The organism is Gluconacetobacter aggeris, assembly GCF_014174395.1.
Taxonomy (GTDB): Bacteria; Pseudomonadota; Alphaproteobacteria; order Acetobacterales; family Acetobacteraceae; genus Gluconacetobacter; species Gluconacetobacter aggeris.
In genome coordinates, this window is sequence record NZ_JABEQD010000012.1 from 1 (window position 1) to 14,476 (window position 14,476).

10 protein-coding genes and 1 tRNA gene are annotated in these 14,476 nt (G+C 61.0%); 7 read left to right on the plus strand and 4 right to left on the minus strand.

Going from position 1 to position 14,476, the window contains the following annotated elements; translation table 11 throughout:
• Positions 1-34: 34 nt before the first annotated feature.
• A tRNA-Met gene (locus HLH36_RS14985) sits at positions 35-111 on the plus strand.
• Here the strand turns inward: HLH36_RS14985 and HLH36_RS14990 are convergent.
• Positions 68-1,756 carry a recombinase family protein gene (locus HLH36_RS14990; protein WP_182987237.1) on the minus strand — a complete coding sequence of 563 codons (1,689 nt, stop codon included), beginning with the start codon at positions 1,754-1,756 and terminating at the stop codon, positions 68-70. The genes HLH36_RS14985 and HLH36_RS14990 overlap by 44 nt on opposite strands.
• 941 nt (positions 1,757-2,697) lie before the next feature.
• On the opposite strand from HLH36_RS14990, the gene HLH36_RS14995 reads away from it, so the two are divergent.
• From HLH36_RS14995 to HLH36_RS15005, 3 genes are all read left to right on the plus strand, one after another.
• On the plus strand, positions 2,698-3,402 hold the full coding sequence (locus tag HLH36_RS14995; RefSeq protein WP_182987238.1) for a DNA methyltransferase: 705 nt from the start codon (positions 2,698-2,700) through the stop codon (positions 3,400-3,402).
• Between the two features lie 146 nt (positions 3,403-3,548).
• Positions 3,549-3,962 carry a hypothetical protein gene (locus HLH36_RS15000; protein WP_182987151.1) on the plus strand — a complete coding sequence of 138 codons (414 nt, stop codon included), beginning with the start codon at positions 3,549-3,551 and terminating at the stop codon, positions 3,960-3,962.
• Positions 3,963-4,332: 370 nt separating this feature from the next.
• Positions 4,333-6,021 (plus strand): GmrSD restriction endonuclease domain-containing protein, encoded by a 1,689-nt coding sequence (locus HLH36_RS15005; protein WP_182987152.1) that lies wholly within the window; start codon positions 4,333-4,335, stop codon positions 6,019-6,021.
• A 366-nt stretch (positions 6,022-6,387) separates the two neighbouring features.
• Here HLH36_RS15005 and HLH36_RS15010 read toward each other — a convergent pair whose 3' ends face one another.
• From HLH36_RS15010 to HLH36_RS15020, 3 genes are all read right to left on the minus strand, one after another.
• A complete protein-coding gene (locus tag HLH36_RS15010; RefSeq protein ID WP_182987153.1) occupies positions 6,388-6,900 on the minus strand; it encodes a hypothetical protein in 513 nt (170 codons plus the stop codon).
• 459 nt (positions 6,901-7,359) lie between these two features.
• Complete coding sequence (locus HLH36_RS15015) at positions 7,360-8,070, minus strand: SOS response-associated peptidase (protein ID WP_338030472.1); 711 nt, start codon at positions 8,068-8,070, stop codon at positions 7,360-7,362.
• 38 nt (positions 8,071-8,108) lie between these two features.
• Positions 8,109-8,519: a hypothetical protein gene (locus HLH36_RS15020; protein ID WP_182987154.1), complete on the minus strand. Its 411-nt coding sequence runs from the start codon at positions 8,517-8,519 to the stop codon at positions 8,109-8,111.
• 387 nt (positions 8,520-8,906) lie between these two features.
• On the opposite strand from HLH36_RS15020, the gene HLH36_RS15025 reads away from it, so the two are divergent.
• Genes HLH36_RS15025 through HLH36_RS15035 form a run of 3 tightly spaced genes read left to right on the plus strand, consistent with a single transcriptional unit; the run spans position 8,907 to position 14,267 of the window.
• On the plus strand, positions 8,907-9,668 hold the full coding sequence (locus tag HLH36_RS15025) for an ImuA family protein (protein ID WP_182987155.1): 762 nt from the start codon (positions 8,907-8,909) through the stop codon (positions 9,666-9,668).
• A complete protein-coding gene (locus HLH36_RS15030) occupies positions 9,583-11,106 on the plus strand; it encodes a Y-family DNA polymerase (RefSeq protein WP_246376910.1) in 1,524 nt (507 codons plus the stop codon). Before HLH36_RS15025 ends, HLH36_RS15030 begins: the two co-directional genes overlap by 86 nt.
• Entirely contained in the window at positions 11,103-14,267 is a 3,165-nt protein-coding gene (locus HLH36_RS15035; RefSeq protein ID WP_182987156.1) for an error-prone DNA polymerase, read from the plus strand. Before HLH36_RS15030 ends, HLH36_RS15035 begins: the two co-directional genes overlap by 4 nt.
• Positions 14,268-14,476: the final 209 nt, after the last annotated feature.

Here is a 14,476-nt window from a genome sequence, read left to right on the forward strand (position 1 = left end):
GTCGCCGCCAGGTCTTCCAATCCACCTACACCCACGCGGGGTGGAGCAGCCCGGTAGCTCGTCAGGCTCATAACCTGAAGGCCGCAGGTTCAAATCCTGCCCCCGCAACCACCGATTCCCACATTGATGTTTTCGCAAGTCCTTTCAGGGACTTGCCCGATTTCGTGTCCCTCTGGTTCACGAATCTCAGCAGCGTGCCAAGCTCGCCATAGAGCGTCGCGAAGATCTCGCCGCGCTTATCACCCGGCGACAGGACGATCTTCTCCACCAGCGCGCGAACAGCTTCGGACGCCTCCGCGCGGTCTTCTGGCTGGTTCAGGCTCTCGGTCAGGCGCTCCACCTTCTTTTTGAACATCGCCGCGACATTCGGATGAATGTCGAGCGTATCCTCTAGTTCGGAGGCGAGCAGGGCGTTCAGCTCAACCTCGCGGTCACGAAGCTCCTGCATGCGTGCCTTCATATGAAGGTCAAACATCCCGTTCTCGATCGCGGTCATAATGCCGGCGATGCCCTTTTCGACCTTCGCCAGTTCAGCCTTCCAGCCGGCACTGTTTGCCCGTCGCTCATGGTTCAGCCGGTTGGTCTCTTCCGTATAAGCCTTCATGGCTGCTGCCGCGGCTTCGGGCGTCATCAGTTTGTGTTTGAGGCCGACGAGTACGCGTTCCTCCAGGTCGGCACGCAGAATGGTCGCCGGGTTATGGCAGGAACGGTTCGTCACCCGATTGGAGCAGGCATAGCGGTCCTTCTCGCGGAGCGAATAGGTGCCACCGCACACACCGCAGAAGATCATCCCCGAGAACAGGGATTTCGGACGGCGCATGCCGTTCATCCGGTTCGCGGCGGACGTCCTGACGGCCGCGATGACGTTGACATATTGCGCCGCGATCTTCGCCTGGCGGTTGCGGACGGCCTGCCAGAGCGCATCATCGACGATGCGCAACTCGGGCACCTCCGTCGTGATCCAGGCGTCCGGCGGATTGGGACGCGATACGCGCTTCCCGGTTGAGGGATCTTTGATATAGCGGAGCCGGTTCCAGATGAGGCGGCCCACGTAAAGCTCGTTGTTGACGATCCCCGTGCCCCGTTGAGCATGGCCCCGGATCGTGGTGTCGATCCATGGTTTGCCATTGGGACCGAGGATACCCTCGTCGTTGAGAGTGCGTGCGATCGCACGCGGTCCGACACCAGCAGCGAAGTCCCGGAAGATCCGTCGGATCACAGTCGCCTCATTCGGGTCGATCTCGCGGTCGCCCCGGATAGGTTCGCCCCGCGCGTCCAGTTTCTTGATGACCTTGTAGCCGTAGCACAGGCCGCCACCGGATTTGCCATCCTCGACCCGACCGCGTAGGCCCCGATGCGTCTTGGCGGCCAGGTCTTTGAGGAACAGCGCGTTCATCGTCCCCTTGAGGCCGACATGCAGTTCGCTGATCTCGCCCTCGGCGAGGGTGACGATCGTCACGCCGGCGAACTTCAGGTGCTTGAACAGGGTGGCGACATCGGCCTGGTCGCGGCTGATGCGATCCAGGGCTTCGGCTAGTACGATGGTGAACTCACCCCGCTGGGCGTCCTGCAAGAGGGTCTGGATGCCGGGACGCAGGATCATGCTGGACCCGGAGATGCCTGCGTCCTTGTAGGCGCTCGCGACCTTCCACTTCTCGCGCTTGGCGTGCTCCCGACAGATACGGAACTGATCTTCGATCGAGGCCGCCCGCTGGTTGTCGGAGGAATAGCGGGCATAGAGCGCAACACGGACCATGGCGAGACTCCGGGCGGGTTCTTTCGACAGGGGAAGGCGAAAGAGGTTACCCTGGGGTCGCCCTCCGGGCGGTAGTTAATTCGTCGATACGAAGATCACGATTTTGGTGCGGGAACGGGCTGACGGGGGGACCGGCGCCGGCTGCGTTTCTGGCGCTCATGGTCCTCGCGTGCCATCTGACGGCCGATCATACGCGCGAGGCGAAGGACCGCGGCATCTGTGAGGTGTGGTGATACATCGTCCGGGTCAGGTAGGATGACGGCGATCCGTGCGGTCCTCGATGGCGTGCCCATAATTTCCTCCGGATGGCTCCGGAAAACATTTGAAATGCTCTCGATCCATCAGAAAAGTGCGAAATCGTGCGATGCGGCAATCGGCGGTGTTTGCGTATTTGATAGGTCGAGTTGGTGAAAGCGATGATCGTCTCCGCAGACGAGGCAGGCGACGCGGGATCATGACGGGCGGTGAGGCGCCGCTGAAGCTGGGGCGTTCTTTCGGCTTGGGCCGGAAAGGGAGAGGGAAGCCGGAAAGGGGATGAGTCGGCGCAGTTTTGGAGAGTGCGGCGGCCGGCTCGATCCATTCCAATCTCTCCAAGGATTTCTCCCATGAGCAAGTTTTCTCCCATCGTGGTTACACCGGTCAGGTCGTTTCCGGGCGCCGTGGTATTCAATGGCGGCCGTAGTTCTTTCCCGCAGTCAACGGGGCCTCTGGTGCGTCGATACGACAGCGCGTCTTTCGGTGCAGGCGATCTATCGGAAATTGGAAGTTTGGAGAGCAATGTCTCATACTTCGGTGAAAGTGGTCCGTCGGTCACGGGTCGACGGGCGCCATTCCGCATGAAGGCACCCCTTTCGGCAGGGCACGAGTATGAAGCCGCTTTGCCTCCGTCCGAAAGTGGCGCGAACGCCGGACTGGACCAGCCGGACCCTCCATCTGCCGCGATGGGCAGAGCTGCACCGTCTGGAACATCGGCTGCCGATCCCGTCCTGGAGAGGCGCCGCAATGTGGTCCTGAACGGAGACAGCATCGAACTGATGCGGCGAATGGAGCGAGATTCAGTGGATTTCATTCTCACCGACCCGCCCTATCTGGTCAGTTATAGGGGCCGCGACGGGCGGCAGGTGTGTAATGACGACAATGCACGCTGGCTCAGGCCGTCAGTCAATCAGATGCATCGCGTCCTGAAACCCGGCAGCTTCGCGATATCGTTCTATGGCTGGAATAGGATCGATTTGTTTGCCGAAGCCTGGAAAGCGGCGGGATTTCGCATGGTCGGGCATATCGTCTTCCGCAAATCCTATGCCTCAGCCTCCCGGTTTCTTCGGTATGAGCATGAGTGCGCTTACCTGTTGGCCAAGGGCGACGTCACCCCCCCCGAGCGGGCGATCCCCGACGTGATCGACATGCCCTATTCTGGGAACCGACTGCATCCCACCCAAAAGCCCGTGGCGGCATTATTGACTCTAGTGGAGGTATTCTGCCCGGCCGGCGGCCTGGTGCTGGACCCGTTCTGCGGCTCTGGTTCCTCTCTCGTGGCGGCTCGTGACCTCGGACGGGAATGGATTGGTATGGATATCGATCCGGGCCATGCTGCGACCGCGGCGCGGCGGCTTTCGAGCCTTCATGAGGAAAGAGCGGCGGGATAGTCCGTCGCGCGCTTGGGAGCGCGGCGGATGTTTCGACCGCGCCCTAAAATGTCGCGAGCACCAAGCATTTCACTGGATATTCCGGAGATGGCACCGCAAGAATGTCGTGTTCGGGCTGCATTACAGAAGACGCCAGGAGGTGCACCATGATGCTCGGTCTCGGCATAGTGCTCGGTTTTTTCGGTATAGGCTTCCTCTGCTGGTTGCTGTTTATCGCCGCTGTTTACGCGGCACCCCTTTATGTCGGTGCGATGACGTTCGCCGCGCTTGAGTATCTCGGGGTGCCCGGCCTACTTGCGCTGATGGCGGGTTTTGTCTGTGGCGTTGCGGCGCTGGTCATGGCCCAGGGGGTGCTCGCCACGTCACGCGATCCGGCGATCAGGGGTGCCGTCTCCCTCGCCTTGGCCCTGCCGGCAGCTCTGGTCGGGTTCAGCATGACGCTCGGCTTCTGCGGCTTGGGCGGCATGGGCGCCATTCCCGAATATATCTTCGCGATCTTTGGCGCGCTTTGTGTCGGTGGAGCAGCCTGGGGTCGCCTCTGCGCTACGCCCGTCGCATAATCCGCTAGGCACGCGGGCCTAGTCCTGATGTGCTGTTGACCACCCAAAGCTCCCATTATGACTGTCATGGGGGGACAGCGGAATGTCGGTTATCGGAAAGGGTTGATCGACAGCCGCCATTCGCAGTGTTCGCGTTCATGACAGCTACCGACCAAACCAAGCCGTTCAGCGCCAGCGTCACGAACGGCTACTATCTCCAGCAGCTGCCGTTGGGACGCTAGAAGCGGACCATCAGGATGGCGCCCCATGAGCGGCCATTCCAGCGATTAGACCGGTTTCCTAGAAGCGGCCGGTCAACTATATTTAAATGATCAGCACTTGCAGGCAGCGCGGATACTTGGCAGTCTCTCGCCAAAACGGGGAGTGTCACATGGAAGATCTGAGTATCCGCGAAATACTGGAACAAGTAGGCCGCGGTCAAATCCGCATTCCGGCGTTTCAGCGCGGGTTCGTATGGGACTCGGATCGCGTCGCCTACCTCATGGACAGCATCTACAAAAAGTACCCTTTCGGCGCACTGCTATTCTGGCGCACGAAAAACGTGCTCAAATATGACCGCAAGCTCGGTCCTTTCGTTCTTCCAGACCCCAAGGAAGATTATCCGGTCGATTATGTTCTGGATGGTCAGCAGAGAATTACATCTATTTTCGGTGTATTTCAGACTGAGATCGAACGGCCTGACGATCCTAACTGGCTTCCAATTTTTTATGACCTCGAGGCAGAGCAGACGGTGCAAGATAGCCAGTTTGTCGCGCTAAAGCCCGAGGCCGTAGATCCGGCCCGCCACTTCCCGATGTCCACTCTGTTTAGCACCGCAGAATATCGCGCAGCTACCACGAATTTCGACGACAGCACCATTGAGCGTATCGACCAGATGCAGGCCATTTTCAAAGAGGTCAAAATCCCTCTTCAGCTGTCGCGGACAGAGGACAAGGCCACAGTCGCGATTATTTTCGAGCGCGTGAACCGGCAGGGTGTGGAACTCGACACCCTGCAACTCCTGTCGGCATGGACATGGAGCGAGGATTTTCAACTTAACGAAGAATTTTCCGACTTGGCTGACGAATTGCAGCCATTCGGGTTTCAGGAAATCGGCGTCGATACCAACCTCCTTCTGCGTTGCTGCTCGGCTATTCTCAAGCACGATGCCTCGCCTCAGGCTCTGATGGAACTGAAAGGCGCGACAGTTCGCGAGAACTTCGATCAGGTCACGAATGGGGTTAAGTACGCCGTCGATTACATCCGGCGCCACTTCCATGCTGAGAAGCTGAGCAACCTGCCGTTTTCGACACTGCTTGTGCCTCTGTCGGTGCTGTTTGCGGTGTCCGGTAACAAAGAAGCATCTACCACGGACGAGCAACGCGAGCGGGTTAACAGTTGGTTTTGGCGCGCATCACTAAGTCGGCGGTACAGTTCAGCAGTTTTGCGAAACCTCAACACTGACATTAGCGAAATGGTGAATTTGCGTGACGGCAAACCGTCCAAGCTTGGTGATTTCAGTTTCCACATCGATGCTGAGTTTTTCACTCGCAACACCTTCGGTATGGCCAACGTTAATACGAAAACGTTTATCCTAATGTTGGCGGGTCTGAAGCCGCTTTCCTTTATCTCTGGTTCGCCAGTTGATCTTGCTAAGACCCTGAAAGAATCCAATCGCACTGAATTTCATCATATGATGCCGCGGGCCTACCTGCGAGAGAGTAGCCAGACCCAAAAGTACGACGATAGCTGTTTGGCTAATTTTTGCTTCCTCTCGCGAACGGATAATCGAAAAATCGGGGGCGATAAGCCATCCGTTTATCGATCCAAAATGCCCACTGACATCACGGCGATCCAAACGTCCGCTATGTTCGATGATTTGCTCTTCAAGGATGATTACGAGAAGTTCATTGCGGCGCGTGCCGATGCCTTAGTCGATTACGCGATGAAACTAGCCTGCATAAACAAGACGGTAGCGGCTGTTCCCGTTGCACCGGTGGTTTCTCCCGACACTGGTAATCCATTCGTGGCCGCGCCTGATGGCATTTCTCAGGAAATATTGCCTAAGGACGATATCTAAGGCGGATGACTCGGTTTGTCCCGCAGGATCATGCAAGCTTTGCGCTTCTCCAGTCTGACCTCGGCACCAAACTCCATCCATTACATGATTTTCATGCGATCGTTTGACAGACCAGCGAGCCGCTTTGGGTGGAAATAACAGATTCGTCCCGAACGCGGTCTATCGCGGTTAGCCTAACAATGTCGGCTTTCGGGCAAACGCCATCACCACTTTGATGTCCACCTTGAGGCGACTGCCGCCTGTCTGCTCCTGCATCACTGAGCGGACAGGCAGATCAGGGGGGGAAGCGGAAGGTCCAGTTTGGGGTGGAGCAATCTAAAACCGGACATTGTTTTTTTTTGATGCCACAGTATATAATCTAAATTTTTAGCTAGTTAACAAATTAAACCTAAACAAAAGCTTTTTTATATTGTCAGGATAAGTATGCTCATATTTTTCTTCACGCGGAAGGTCTTGATAATTCATCTCGAAATTCCACACAGTTCGGATTTCGTCTCCCATCCGTTTTTCAACCAAACGCTGTAAAAATTTGGAAGAGTTATTTTCGTTAAATTGTGCTTTTTTAAAAATTATTGTTTGTCCTGGTCGTATTGTAGCCTGCCAAAATTCTCCTGAAATTCCATAATGTTTATTGATTACATTTGGACTTGGAAAGTGATTCGGGCAAGTTTGTAATGGTAAATCAGATTCAAAATACAGAGTTATGTCGGGCTCGACCCCTGATGGTAACGCGTTGAAAGATTCTCTTTCGCCTTCCATATAAAAATGAGGAGAGGCCTCATGAGAAACCGTATTTCCCCACGCGCAGCCTGATATAGCTCGGTTCCACAGAATGGACTCTGCCCTCTCGAAAGAGGTTTTATGATAGAGAATGGTCACGCGCTTAACTTTCAGAAGTTTTTCATGCGGAACGCTAATACGAAAATATCTATTTGGGAATGAATCAAAGGTGTCTTCCTGACCCTAAGGGGAAATGTCCGTTATTGGAATAAAGACGGGAGCGTCTTACGTCCGATATGAAGGCGATTGCTGCCTGTCTGCTTCACGTTCGTTGAGCGAGCGGACAGTTAAGATTGGAAGACTGCAGCCCGCTTTTGGGCAAGGTGACGAGAGAAGCGGCCATTCACGTGAAGGACTATCACGACGGCTTCGCGCCCATTAGGCCCATTAAGCGGGTCGTGCAATTCCTGATGGCGGACAGTGTCAAGCTAGGACATACGTTGTCGGGCGTGAGAGGTAGCCTTATCTCCTTTCGATAACAGTCAGTCCATGGAGAGTGGACTCTGTAGCGTACATTGGGACAGAAATCCCGCGCGTCATACAACCGCGCGCGCACAGCTATCGACGCTCGCTGCTGCATCCGTTCCGAGGCGATGGATGAGCAGGCTCTCTCGGCGGTACTGGATCTTCCGGGTTCGCCCTGGCAACGATGGTCAGCGTCCCGTCATGCAACGGGCGCTGCAAGCGCAGGGCATCGTCGATCGGCGCAGTCATCCAGAGGTCGATCTCCTCCTGGCTGGTCAGGATTGCCGGCATGGCCTCGGGATGAATGTCTCTGACTTCGTGGTTCGGCTTTGTTGTGAGAAAGCCGAACAGGTCATCTGTCGTCTCTCCGTCCTTCGCCTTGCGCACGGATGTCCACCGACACCAGATGCCGGCAAAGAAAGCGAGTGGACGGGTCTCGCCAAACGCGAACCAGGCCGGCGGCCGGGAACCGTCCGGTTGCGGTTCGGGCTCGGCGAAGCTGGTAAAGGGCACGACGCAGCGATGCGCGACATCGAGCCACGGCCGCCAATGCGGCGACTGCGGATTGCGGATGTTGGTCACGCCCCGATCCACCGTCTTGCCGACGAGATAGCGGGGCGGCGTCGGCATCCCCCAGCGCGCCATCACCAGTTCGCGCCCGTCCGCCGAATTGCGGACGATCGGCGCCATCATGTTGGGATAGACACCAGGCAATGGTGGCAGATTACCGGTGCGGTCGACCATGACCTTCGCGAGGTCGCGGATCGCCTGCTGGTTGGTGGTCATCGAAAACAGATTGCACACGGGTCGCTCTTTCTCCTCCCTTGTCTCGCACGCGATGGTTACGCCCGCGAAGTCCAGCCGACGAAGCTCAGCCAAAGGCCTAACAGCAGCACGATCGCAGCGGCGATCAGCAGCAGCGGGGGCGTTTCCACGACCGCGGCGGTCATGGCGGCGCCGAGGCTCGGCACGACCATGAGCACCGCGCCCTTGAGTGTGATGACAATGCCGATCAGAGAGATCGCAATCGCGCTCGGGCTCTCCCACCGAAGATGCAGCGCGATGATGGCGAGGCCCGCCATCAGGGTGAACGCGCCGGTGGCCAGCACCAGCGGGCCGTTCTGCATGAAGACCGGCAGCAGCATGGGCAATGTGCCCAGGCGGACGAACAACGCGACAGCGAGCACCACGAGATAGGGCCCGATGATACGGGCCAGGGTTTGCGTCCGAACCGCGGGAAGATCGTCGGGCATCGGTATCTCCGTACATGCGGCAATGGCAGGAACGCATGGAGCGAAGGCACAGAACACATTATTTTTCGCGAAGTTGCGCCATCCTGACCGGACCCAGGTGGTCGGGGACTCGGGCGGGCGGTCGGTCCCCGCTCGGGCGCGATGCATGACGGCCTGGCTTTGCGCCGCGTTCAAGCCGTCGAGAGGGGCCGCTCTCATGATGCGGATGTAACCCGCTGTCCTGCAATGGAATCACGGTGTCGCCGCCGCGATGTCGATCCCGGCCTCTCCACGAGGTGCGCCCCCCGCACGTGCGATGCGGCGTTGACTCTTGGGCAGCGTGAGGAACAGATAGGGAACAAACTGCCCGACCGCCGGTTGGGAGCCCATCCCGGAAGCCGATCGATCATGTCCACACCCCTATCCCGTCCCCCGCTGGAGACGCTACGGGACCAGATTCGCCGCCTCGAAGGATCGGCCACCCGCCGGCGGGCCGTGCTGCCCTTTGGCATCCGTGACATCGATCGCCGCCTGCCGGGTGGCGGGCTGGCGCTCGGCGCCCTGCACGAGATGGCAGGCGGCGGGAATGATGCCCTCAACAGCGCGGCCGCCGGGCAGTTTGCCGCCGGCATCGCCGCGCGCACCAAGGGCAAGGTGCTGTGGGTCGTCAGCCGCCAGGATCTGTTCGCCCCCGCCCTGAAACAGGTCGGACTGGGTGGAAGCCGGGTGATCTATGTCGAGGCCGGGGCGGACCAGGATGTCCTGGCCTGCTTCGAGGAGGGGCTACGGCATGGCGGTCTGGGTGCCGTCGTGGCCGAGGTCGCGCGCCTGTCGATGACCGCTTCCCGCCGGCTGCAACTGGCGGCCGAGACGTCCGGTGCGCTGGGGATCGCCGTCCGCCGCTGGCGACGGCAGACCGAAGCGGCTGATTTCGGCCAGCCGACCGCCAGTGTCACCCGCTGGCGGATTTCGGTCCTGCCGTCCGAAACCCTGCCGGTGCCAGGCGTCGGACGGGCGCGCTGGCTGCTGGAACTGATCCGGGCGCGGGCCGGGGAATCTGCCGATTTTGAAGTGGAGGCCTGCGATGGCAAGGGTCGTCTCTCTCTTCCTGCCGCTGTGGCCGACGGACCGGATCAGGAAAAGGCTGGGCGCCGACGCACCCGCGCCTGACGCGCCGCTGGCGCTGGTCGGCCGCGAGGGAAGACGTCGCGTCGTGCTGTCGGTCGACCTCGCAGCCCGCAAGGCGGGCGTGCGCCCTGGCACACCGGTCGCCAAGGCGCAGGCACTTTATCCCGATCTGATCATCATGGATGCCGACCAGGAGGGCGACCGGACCGGGCTGGAGAAACTGGCGCTGTGGTTCCAGCAGCGGATCGCCCCCCTGGTGGCGGTGGATGCGCCGGACGGTCTGGTGCTGGATACCACTGGCGCCGATCATCTGCATGGCGGCGAGCCGGCCATGCTGGCGGAGATGGTGCGGCGGCTGCGAGAAGCCGGCATCACCGCCAAGGCTGTGGTCGCCGACACGCTGGGCGCGGCCCATGCGCTGGCGCGTTATGGACGCGCGCGTACCCTGGTGGTGCCGGCCGGGAAGACGGCCGCCGCAATCGCGGACCTGCCGATCGAGGCCCTGCGCCTGCCGGACAGTATGATCGAGGGCCTGCGTGCGCTGGGCGTCGCGACCATCGCTCCGCTCGCCGCGATGCCGCGCGCGCCGCTGGCGCTCCGCTTTGGGCCGGACGTCGCGCGCCGGCTGGACCAGGCTTATGGTCGCATCAGTGAGGCCATCTTGCCGGTTCGGCCGGTTGACCCGGTCACGGTCAGCCGGAATTTTGCCGAACCGATCGGGGCCGCCGAGACCATCGCCCGCTACATCGGCAAACTGGTACCGCCGCTCTGTCAGGGACTGGAGGAGCGCGGGCAAGGAGCCCGGCGTCTCGACCTGGTGCTGCATCGCGTCGACAGCCGCACCGAGGCGATCCGCATCGCCACCGCGACGCCGGTGCGTGACGTCAAGCGCCTGACCAGGCTGCTGTGCGAGAAGATCGAAACCATCGATCCGGGCTTTGGCATCGAGCGTATGGTCCTGACCGCAACACTGGCCAAGCCGATCGCGCCGCGCCAGAAGATCTCCTCGCTGATCGCGGAGGAGGAGCCCGATGTCTCGGATCTGATCGACACCCTGGCTAATCGCGTGGGCCATCATTCCTTGTACCGCTTTGCTCCGGTGGAGAGCGATGTGCCGGAGCGGTCCTTCTGCCGGGTGCCGGCGCTGGCGCCGGACGACCAGAAGGACTGGCCGCATCACTGGCCCCGGCCGACCCGGCTGCTGCCGCGACCGGAGCCGATCGAGACGATGGCCGTGCTGCCGGACCATCCGCCGGTGTTCTTCGTGTGGCGCGGCATTCGCCGCCGGGTGAAATGCGCCGACGGTCCGGAGCGGGTGTTCGGCGAATGGTGGCAGGGGGACGCCGAACTGACCACGGTGCGCGATTATTTCCGTCTGGAAGACACGTCCGGCGAGCGGTTCTGGGTCTATCGCTCGGGCGACGGCGAGCACGGGGAAACCGGCTCGCAAGGCTGGTTTCTGCACGGGATCTTCGGATGACCCGCTACGCCGAATTGCAGGTGACGAGCTATTTCTCGTTCCTGCGCGGGGCGTCATCGCTGCTTGAACTGTTCGAGCAGGCGAAGGCGCTCGGTATTGCGGCGCTGGGTGTCGCCGACCGCAATTCCCTGGCCGGCATGGTGCAGGCCCATGTCGCGGCGAAGGCCTCCGGCGTCCGGCTGGTCGTCGGCTGTCGCCTCGACCTCGCCGATTTCCCGCCGGTGCTGGTCTATCCGACCGACCGCGCAGCCTACGGCCGCCTGTGCCGGCTGCTCAGCCTGGGCAAGAGCCGTGCCGGCAAGGCCAGATGCCATCTGCTCTGGGAAGACCTGGTGGCCTGGGGCGACGGGTTGCTCGCCATCCTGGTCCCCGACGTCGCGGACGAGGCCTGCGCCCTGCATCTGCGCAAGCTGAAGGATGCGTTCCATGACCGCGCCTACATGGCGCTGACCCTGCTGCGCCGGCCCAATGACCAGATGCGGCTCTATGAACTGGCGAACCTGGCCCATCAGGCACGCGTGCCGACCGTCGTGACCAACGATGTGCTGTTCCACACCCACGACCGCCGCATCCTGCAGGATGTCGTGACCTGCATCCGGCATAACACCACCATCGACGAGGCGGGTTTCGCGCGCGAGCGCCATGCCGATCGCTATCTCAAGCCACCCCAGGAGATGGCGCGTCTGTTCGGGCGCTATCCCGAGGCGGTCGACCGCACGATTGCGATCATGGAGCGCTGTCGCTTCAGCCTCGATGACCTGGCCTACCAATATCCCGATGAAGTCTCGGTGCCTGGCCAGACGCCGCAGCAGGCCCTCGAAGCGCTGACCTGGGAAGGGGCGCGGAGATTCTATCCCGAAGGGATTCCCGACGAGGTAACAGCCAGCCTGAACCACGAACTCGCCCTGATCGGGCGTATGAATTACGCGCCGTATTTCCTGACTGTGAACAGCATCGTCCGCTATGCGCGCAGCCAGGACATTCTCTGTCAGGGGCGTGGCTCGGCGGCCAATAGCGCGGTCTGCTACGTGCTGGGCATCACCGCCATCGATCCGGCGCGCAATTCGCTGCTGTTCGAGCGGTTCGTATCGGAGGAGCGGGGCGAGCCGCCGGATATCGACGTCGATTTCGAACACGCCCGGCGCGAGCGGGTGATTCAATGGGTCTATGGGCATTATGGCCGTGAGCGCGCGGCCCTGACCGCGGTGGTGATTCGCTATCGCGCCAAGGGCGCGTTGAGGGATGTGGGTAAAGTGATGGGCCTGCCGGAGGATCTGATCGGCACCTTGTCCGGTCAGATCTGGGGCTGGTCGAAAAATGCCGATCCGGAGCAGTTCAGGGACACCGGCATCGACCTGTCCGATCGGCGCATCCGGCTGACGCTGGATCTGGCGTGCTGCCTGATCGGCGTGCCGCGCCACCTTTCGCAGCATCCGGGAGGCTTCGTGCTGACCCATGACCGGCTCGACGAGCTGGTGCCGATCGAGCCCGCTGCGATGGATGATCGTCAGATCATCGAATGGGACAAGGACGATATCGACGTTCTCAAATTCATGAAGGTCGATATCCTGGCGCTGGGCATGCTTACCTGCATGAAGAAGGGGCTCGACCTGCTGGCCGAACACAAGGGGCAGCGCTTCGCGCTCGCCACCATCCCGGCCGAGGACCCGCGGACGTACGCCATGATCCGCCGGGCAGACACGATCGGCGTCTTCCAGATCGAATCTCGCGCTCAGATGTCAATGTTGCCGCGCCTGAAACCGCGCGTGTTCTATGACCTGGTGATCGAGGTCGCCATCGTCCGCCCCGGTCCGATTCAGGGGGATATGGTCCATCCCTATTTGCGCCGGCGTGAGGGCATCGAGCCGGAAGAGTATCCCACCCCGGAACTGGAAAAGGTGCTGAAAAAGACCCTCGGCATCCCGCTGTTTCAGGAACAGGCGATGCAGGTAGCCATGGTCTGCGCTGATTTTACCGCCAGCGAGGCCGATCAATTACGTCGCGCGATGGCCACCTTCAAGAACACCGGCACCATCGGCCGGTTCCAGACCAAGCTGGTCGAGGGCATGAAGGCGAACGGCTATACGGAGGAATTCGCCGAGCGGATCTTCCAGCAGCTCGAAGGGTTCGGATCCTATGGATTCCCGGAGAGCCATGCGGCTAGTTTCGCGATTCTCGCTTATTCCTCCTCCTGGCTGAAATGCCATCATCCCGACGTGTTTCTGGCGGCTTTGCTCAATTCCCAGCCGATGGGCTTCTACGCGCCCGCGCAACTGGTGCGCGACGCGCGCGAGCATGGCGTCGAGATCCGGCCGATCTGCGTCAATGCCTCCCGCTGGGACAGTACGCTGGAAGGACCGGAAACGGCGGGCGGCCGGTTCGCCGTTCGGCTCGGCATGAGCCTGGTCAAGGGTCTGGTCAACACCGACGCCGCCCGCATCGTAGCGGCGTGCGGGGCATGGCCGTTCGCATCGGTGGACGATCTCTGGCGCCGCGCCGGCGTGCCGGTCGCGGCACTGACCCATCTCGCGGAAGCCGATGCCTTCCGGCCGGCGCTCGGCCTCGCCCGGCGCGAGGCGCTATGGGCGATCAAGGCGCTGCGGGACGAGCCTTTGCCGCTGTTCGCGGCGGCGGCGGTCGCCCGCGAGGCCGAGGAGCCGGACGTGCTGCTCCAGCCGATGCGCGCCGGGGCCGAGGTCACGCGCGATTATAACCGGATCGGCCTGACGCTGCGCGATCATCCCGTCGCCTTTCTCCGTGACGATCTGCGCCAGCGGAAATTTTTCTCCTGCCGTGAAGCCCATGAGGCGCGCGATGGCAAGCGGCTGGATGCCGCAGGCCTGGTCCTGGTCCGCCAGCGCCCCGGCTCCGCCGAAGGCGTCGTGTTCCTGACCCTGGAGGATGAAAGCGGCGTCCTCAATGTCATCATCTGGAAGGATATTTTCGAAAAATATCGCCGCGTCGTGCTCGCTGGGCAGATGCTCGGCATCAAGGGGCGGCTCCAGAAGGAGGGCGAAGTCGTGCATCTGGTGGCGCTGGAGATCTCCGATCTCTCCGCGTTGCTCGCCGATGTCGGTAACCGCGATTTCGACCGAGGCCGTGGAGCTGTCGTGGATCATTCAGTCGAGATGCTCTCTGTAAAATCAAGAAACTTTCATTGAACGTCGCATTCGAAAGATGATGCCACCATCTGGCGACCTCGCCCCCCGAGGAGCTGGGGGGAGGACCCGAATACCGCGGAAGAAGGACGCGCCATTGATAGATTAGGACAAGACTGGACAGCCTGACCTGCTCGCCGACGAGCGCGGTGGGATGTGCCGCGTGTGAGGCTGGAAGAGAGGCAGGGGGAAGGAAGGGGATCCGTGACGGG

Bases quoted from the DNA above. Each gene is read 5' to 3' on its own strand.
- HLH36_RS15020 (WP_182987154.1), bottom strand. From the start codon at position 8,519: ATGCCCGACGATCTTCCCGCGGTTCGGACGCAAACCCTGGCCCGTATC.
- HLH36_RS15030 (WP_246376910.1), top strand. From the start codon at position 9,583: ATGGCAAGGGTCGTCTCTCTCTTCCTGCCGCTGTGGCCGACGGACCGG.
- HLH36_RS14995 (WP_182987238.1), top strand. From the start codon at position 2,698: ATGGGCAGAGCTGCACCGTCTGGAACATCGGCTGCCGATCCCGTCCTG.
- HLH36_RS15005 (WP_182987152.1), top strand. From the start codon at position 4,333: ATGGAAGATCTGAGTATCCGCGAAATACTGGAACAAGTAGGCCGCGGT.
- HLH36_RS15025 (WP_182987155.1), top strand. From the start codon at position 8,907: ATGTCCACACCCCTATCCCGTCCCCCGCTGGAGACGCTACGGGACCAG.
- HLH36_RS15035 (WP_182987156.1), top strand. From the start codon at position 11,103: ATGACCCGCTACGCCGAATTGCAGGTGACGAGCTATTTCTCGTTCCTG.
- HLH36_RS15000 (WP_182987151.1), top strand. From the start codon at position 3,549: ATGATGCTCGGTCTCGGCATAGTGCTCGGTTTTTTCGGTATAGGCTTC.
- HLH36_RS14990 (WP_182987237.1), bottom strand. From the start codon at position 1,756: ATGGTCCGTGTTGCGCTCTATGCCCGCTATTCCTCCGACAACCAGCGG.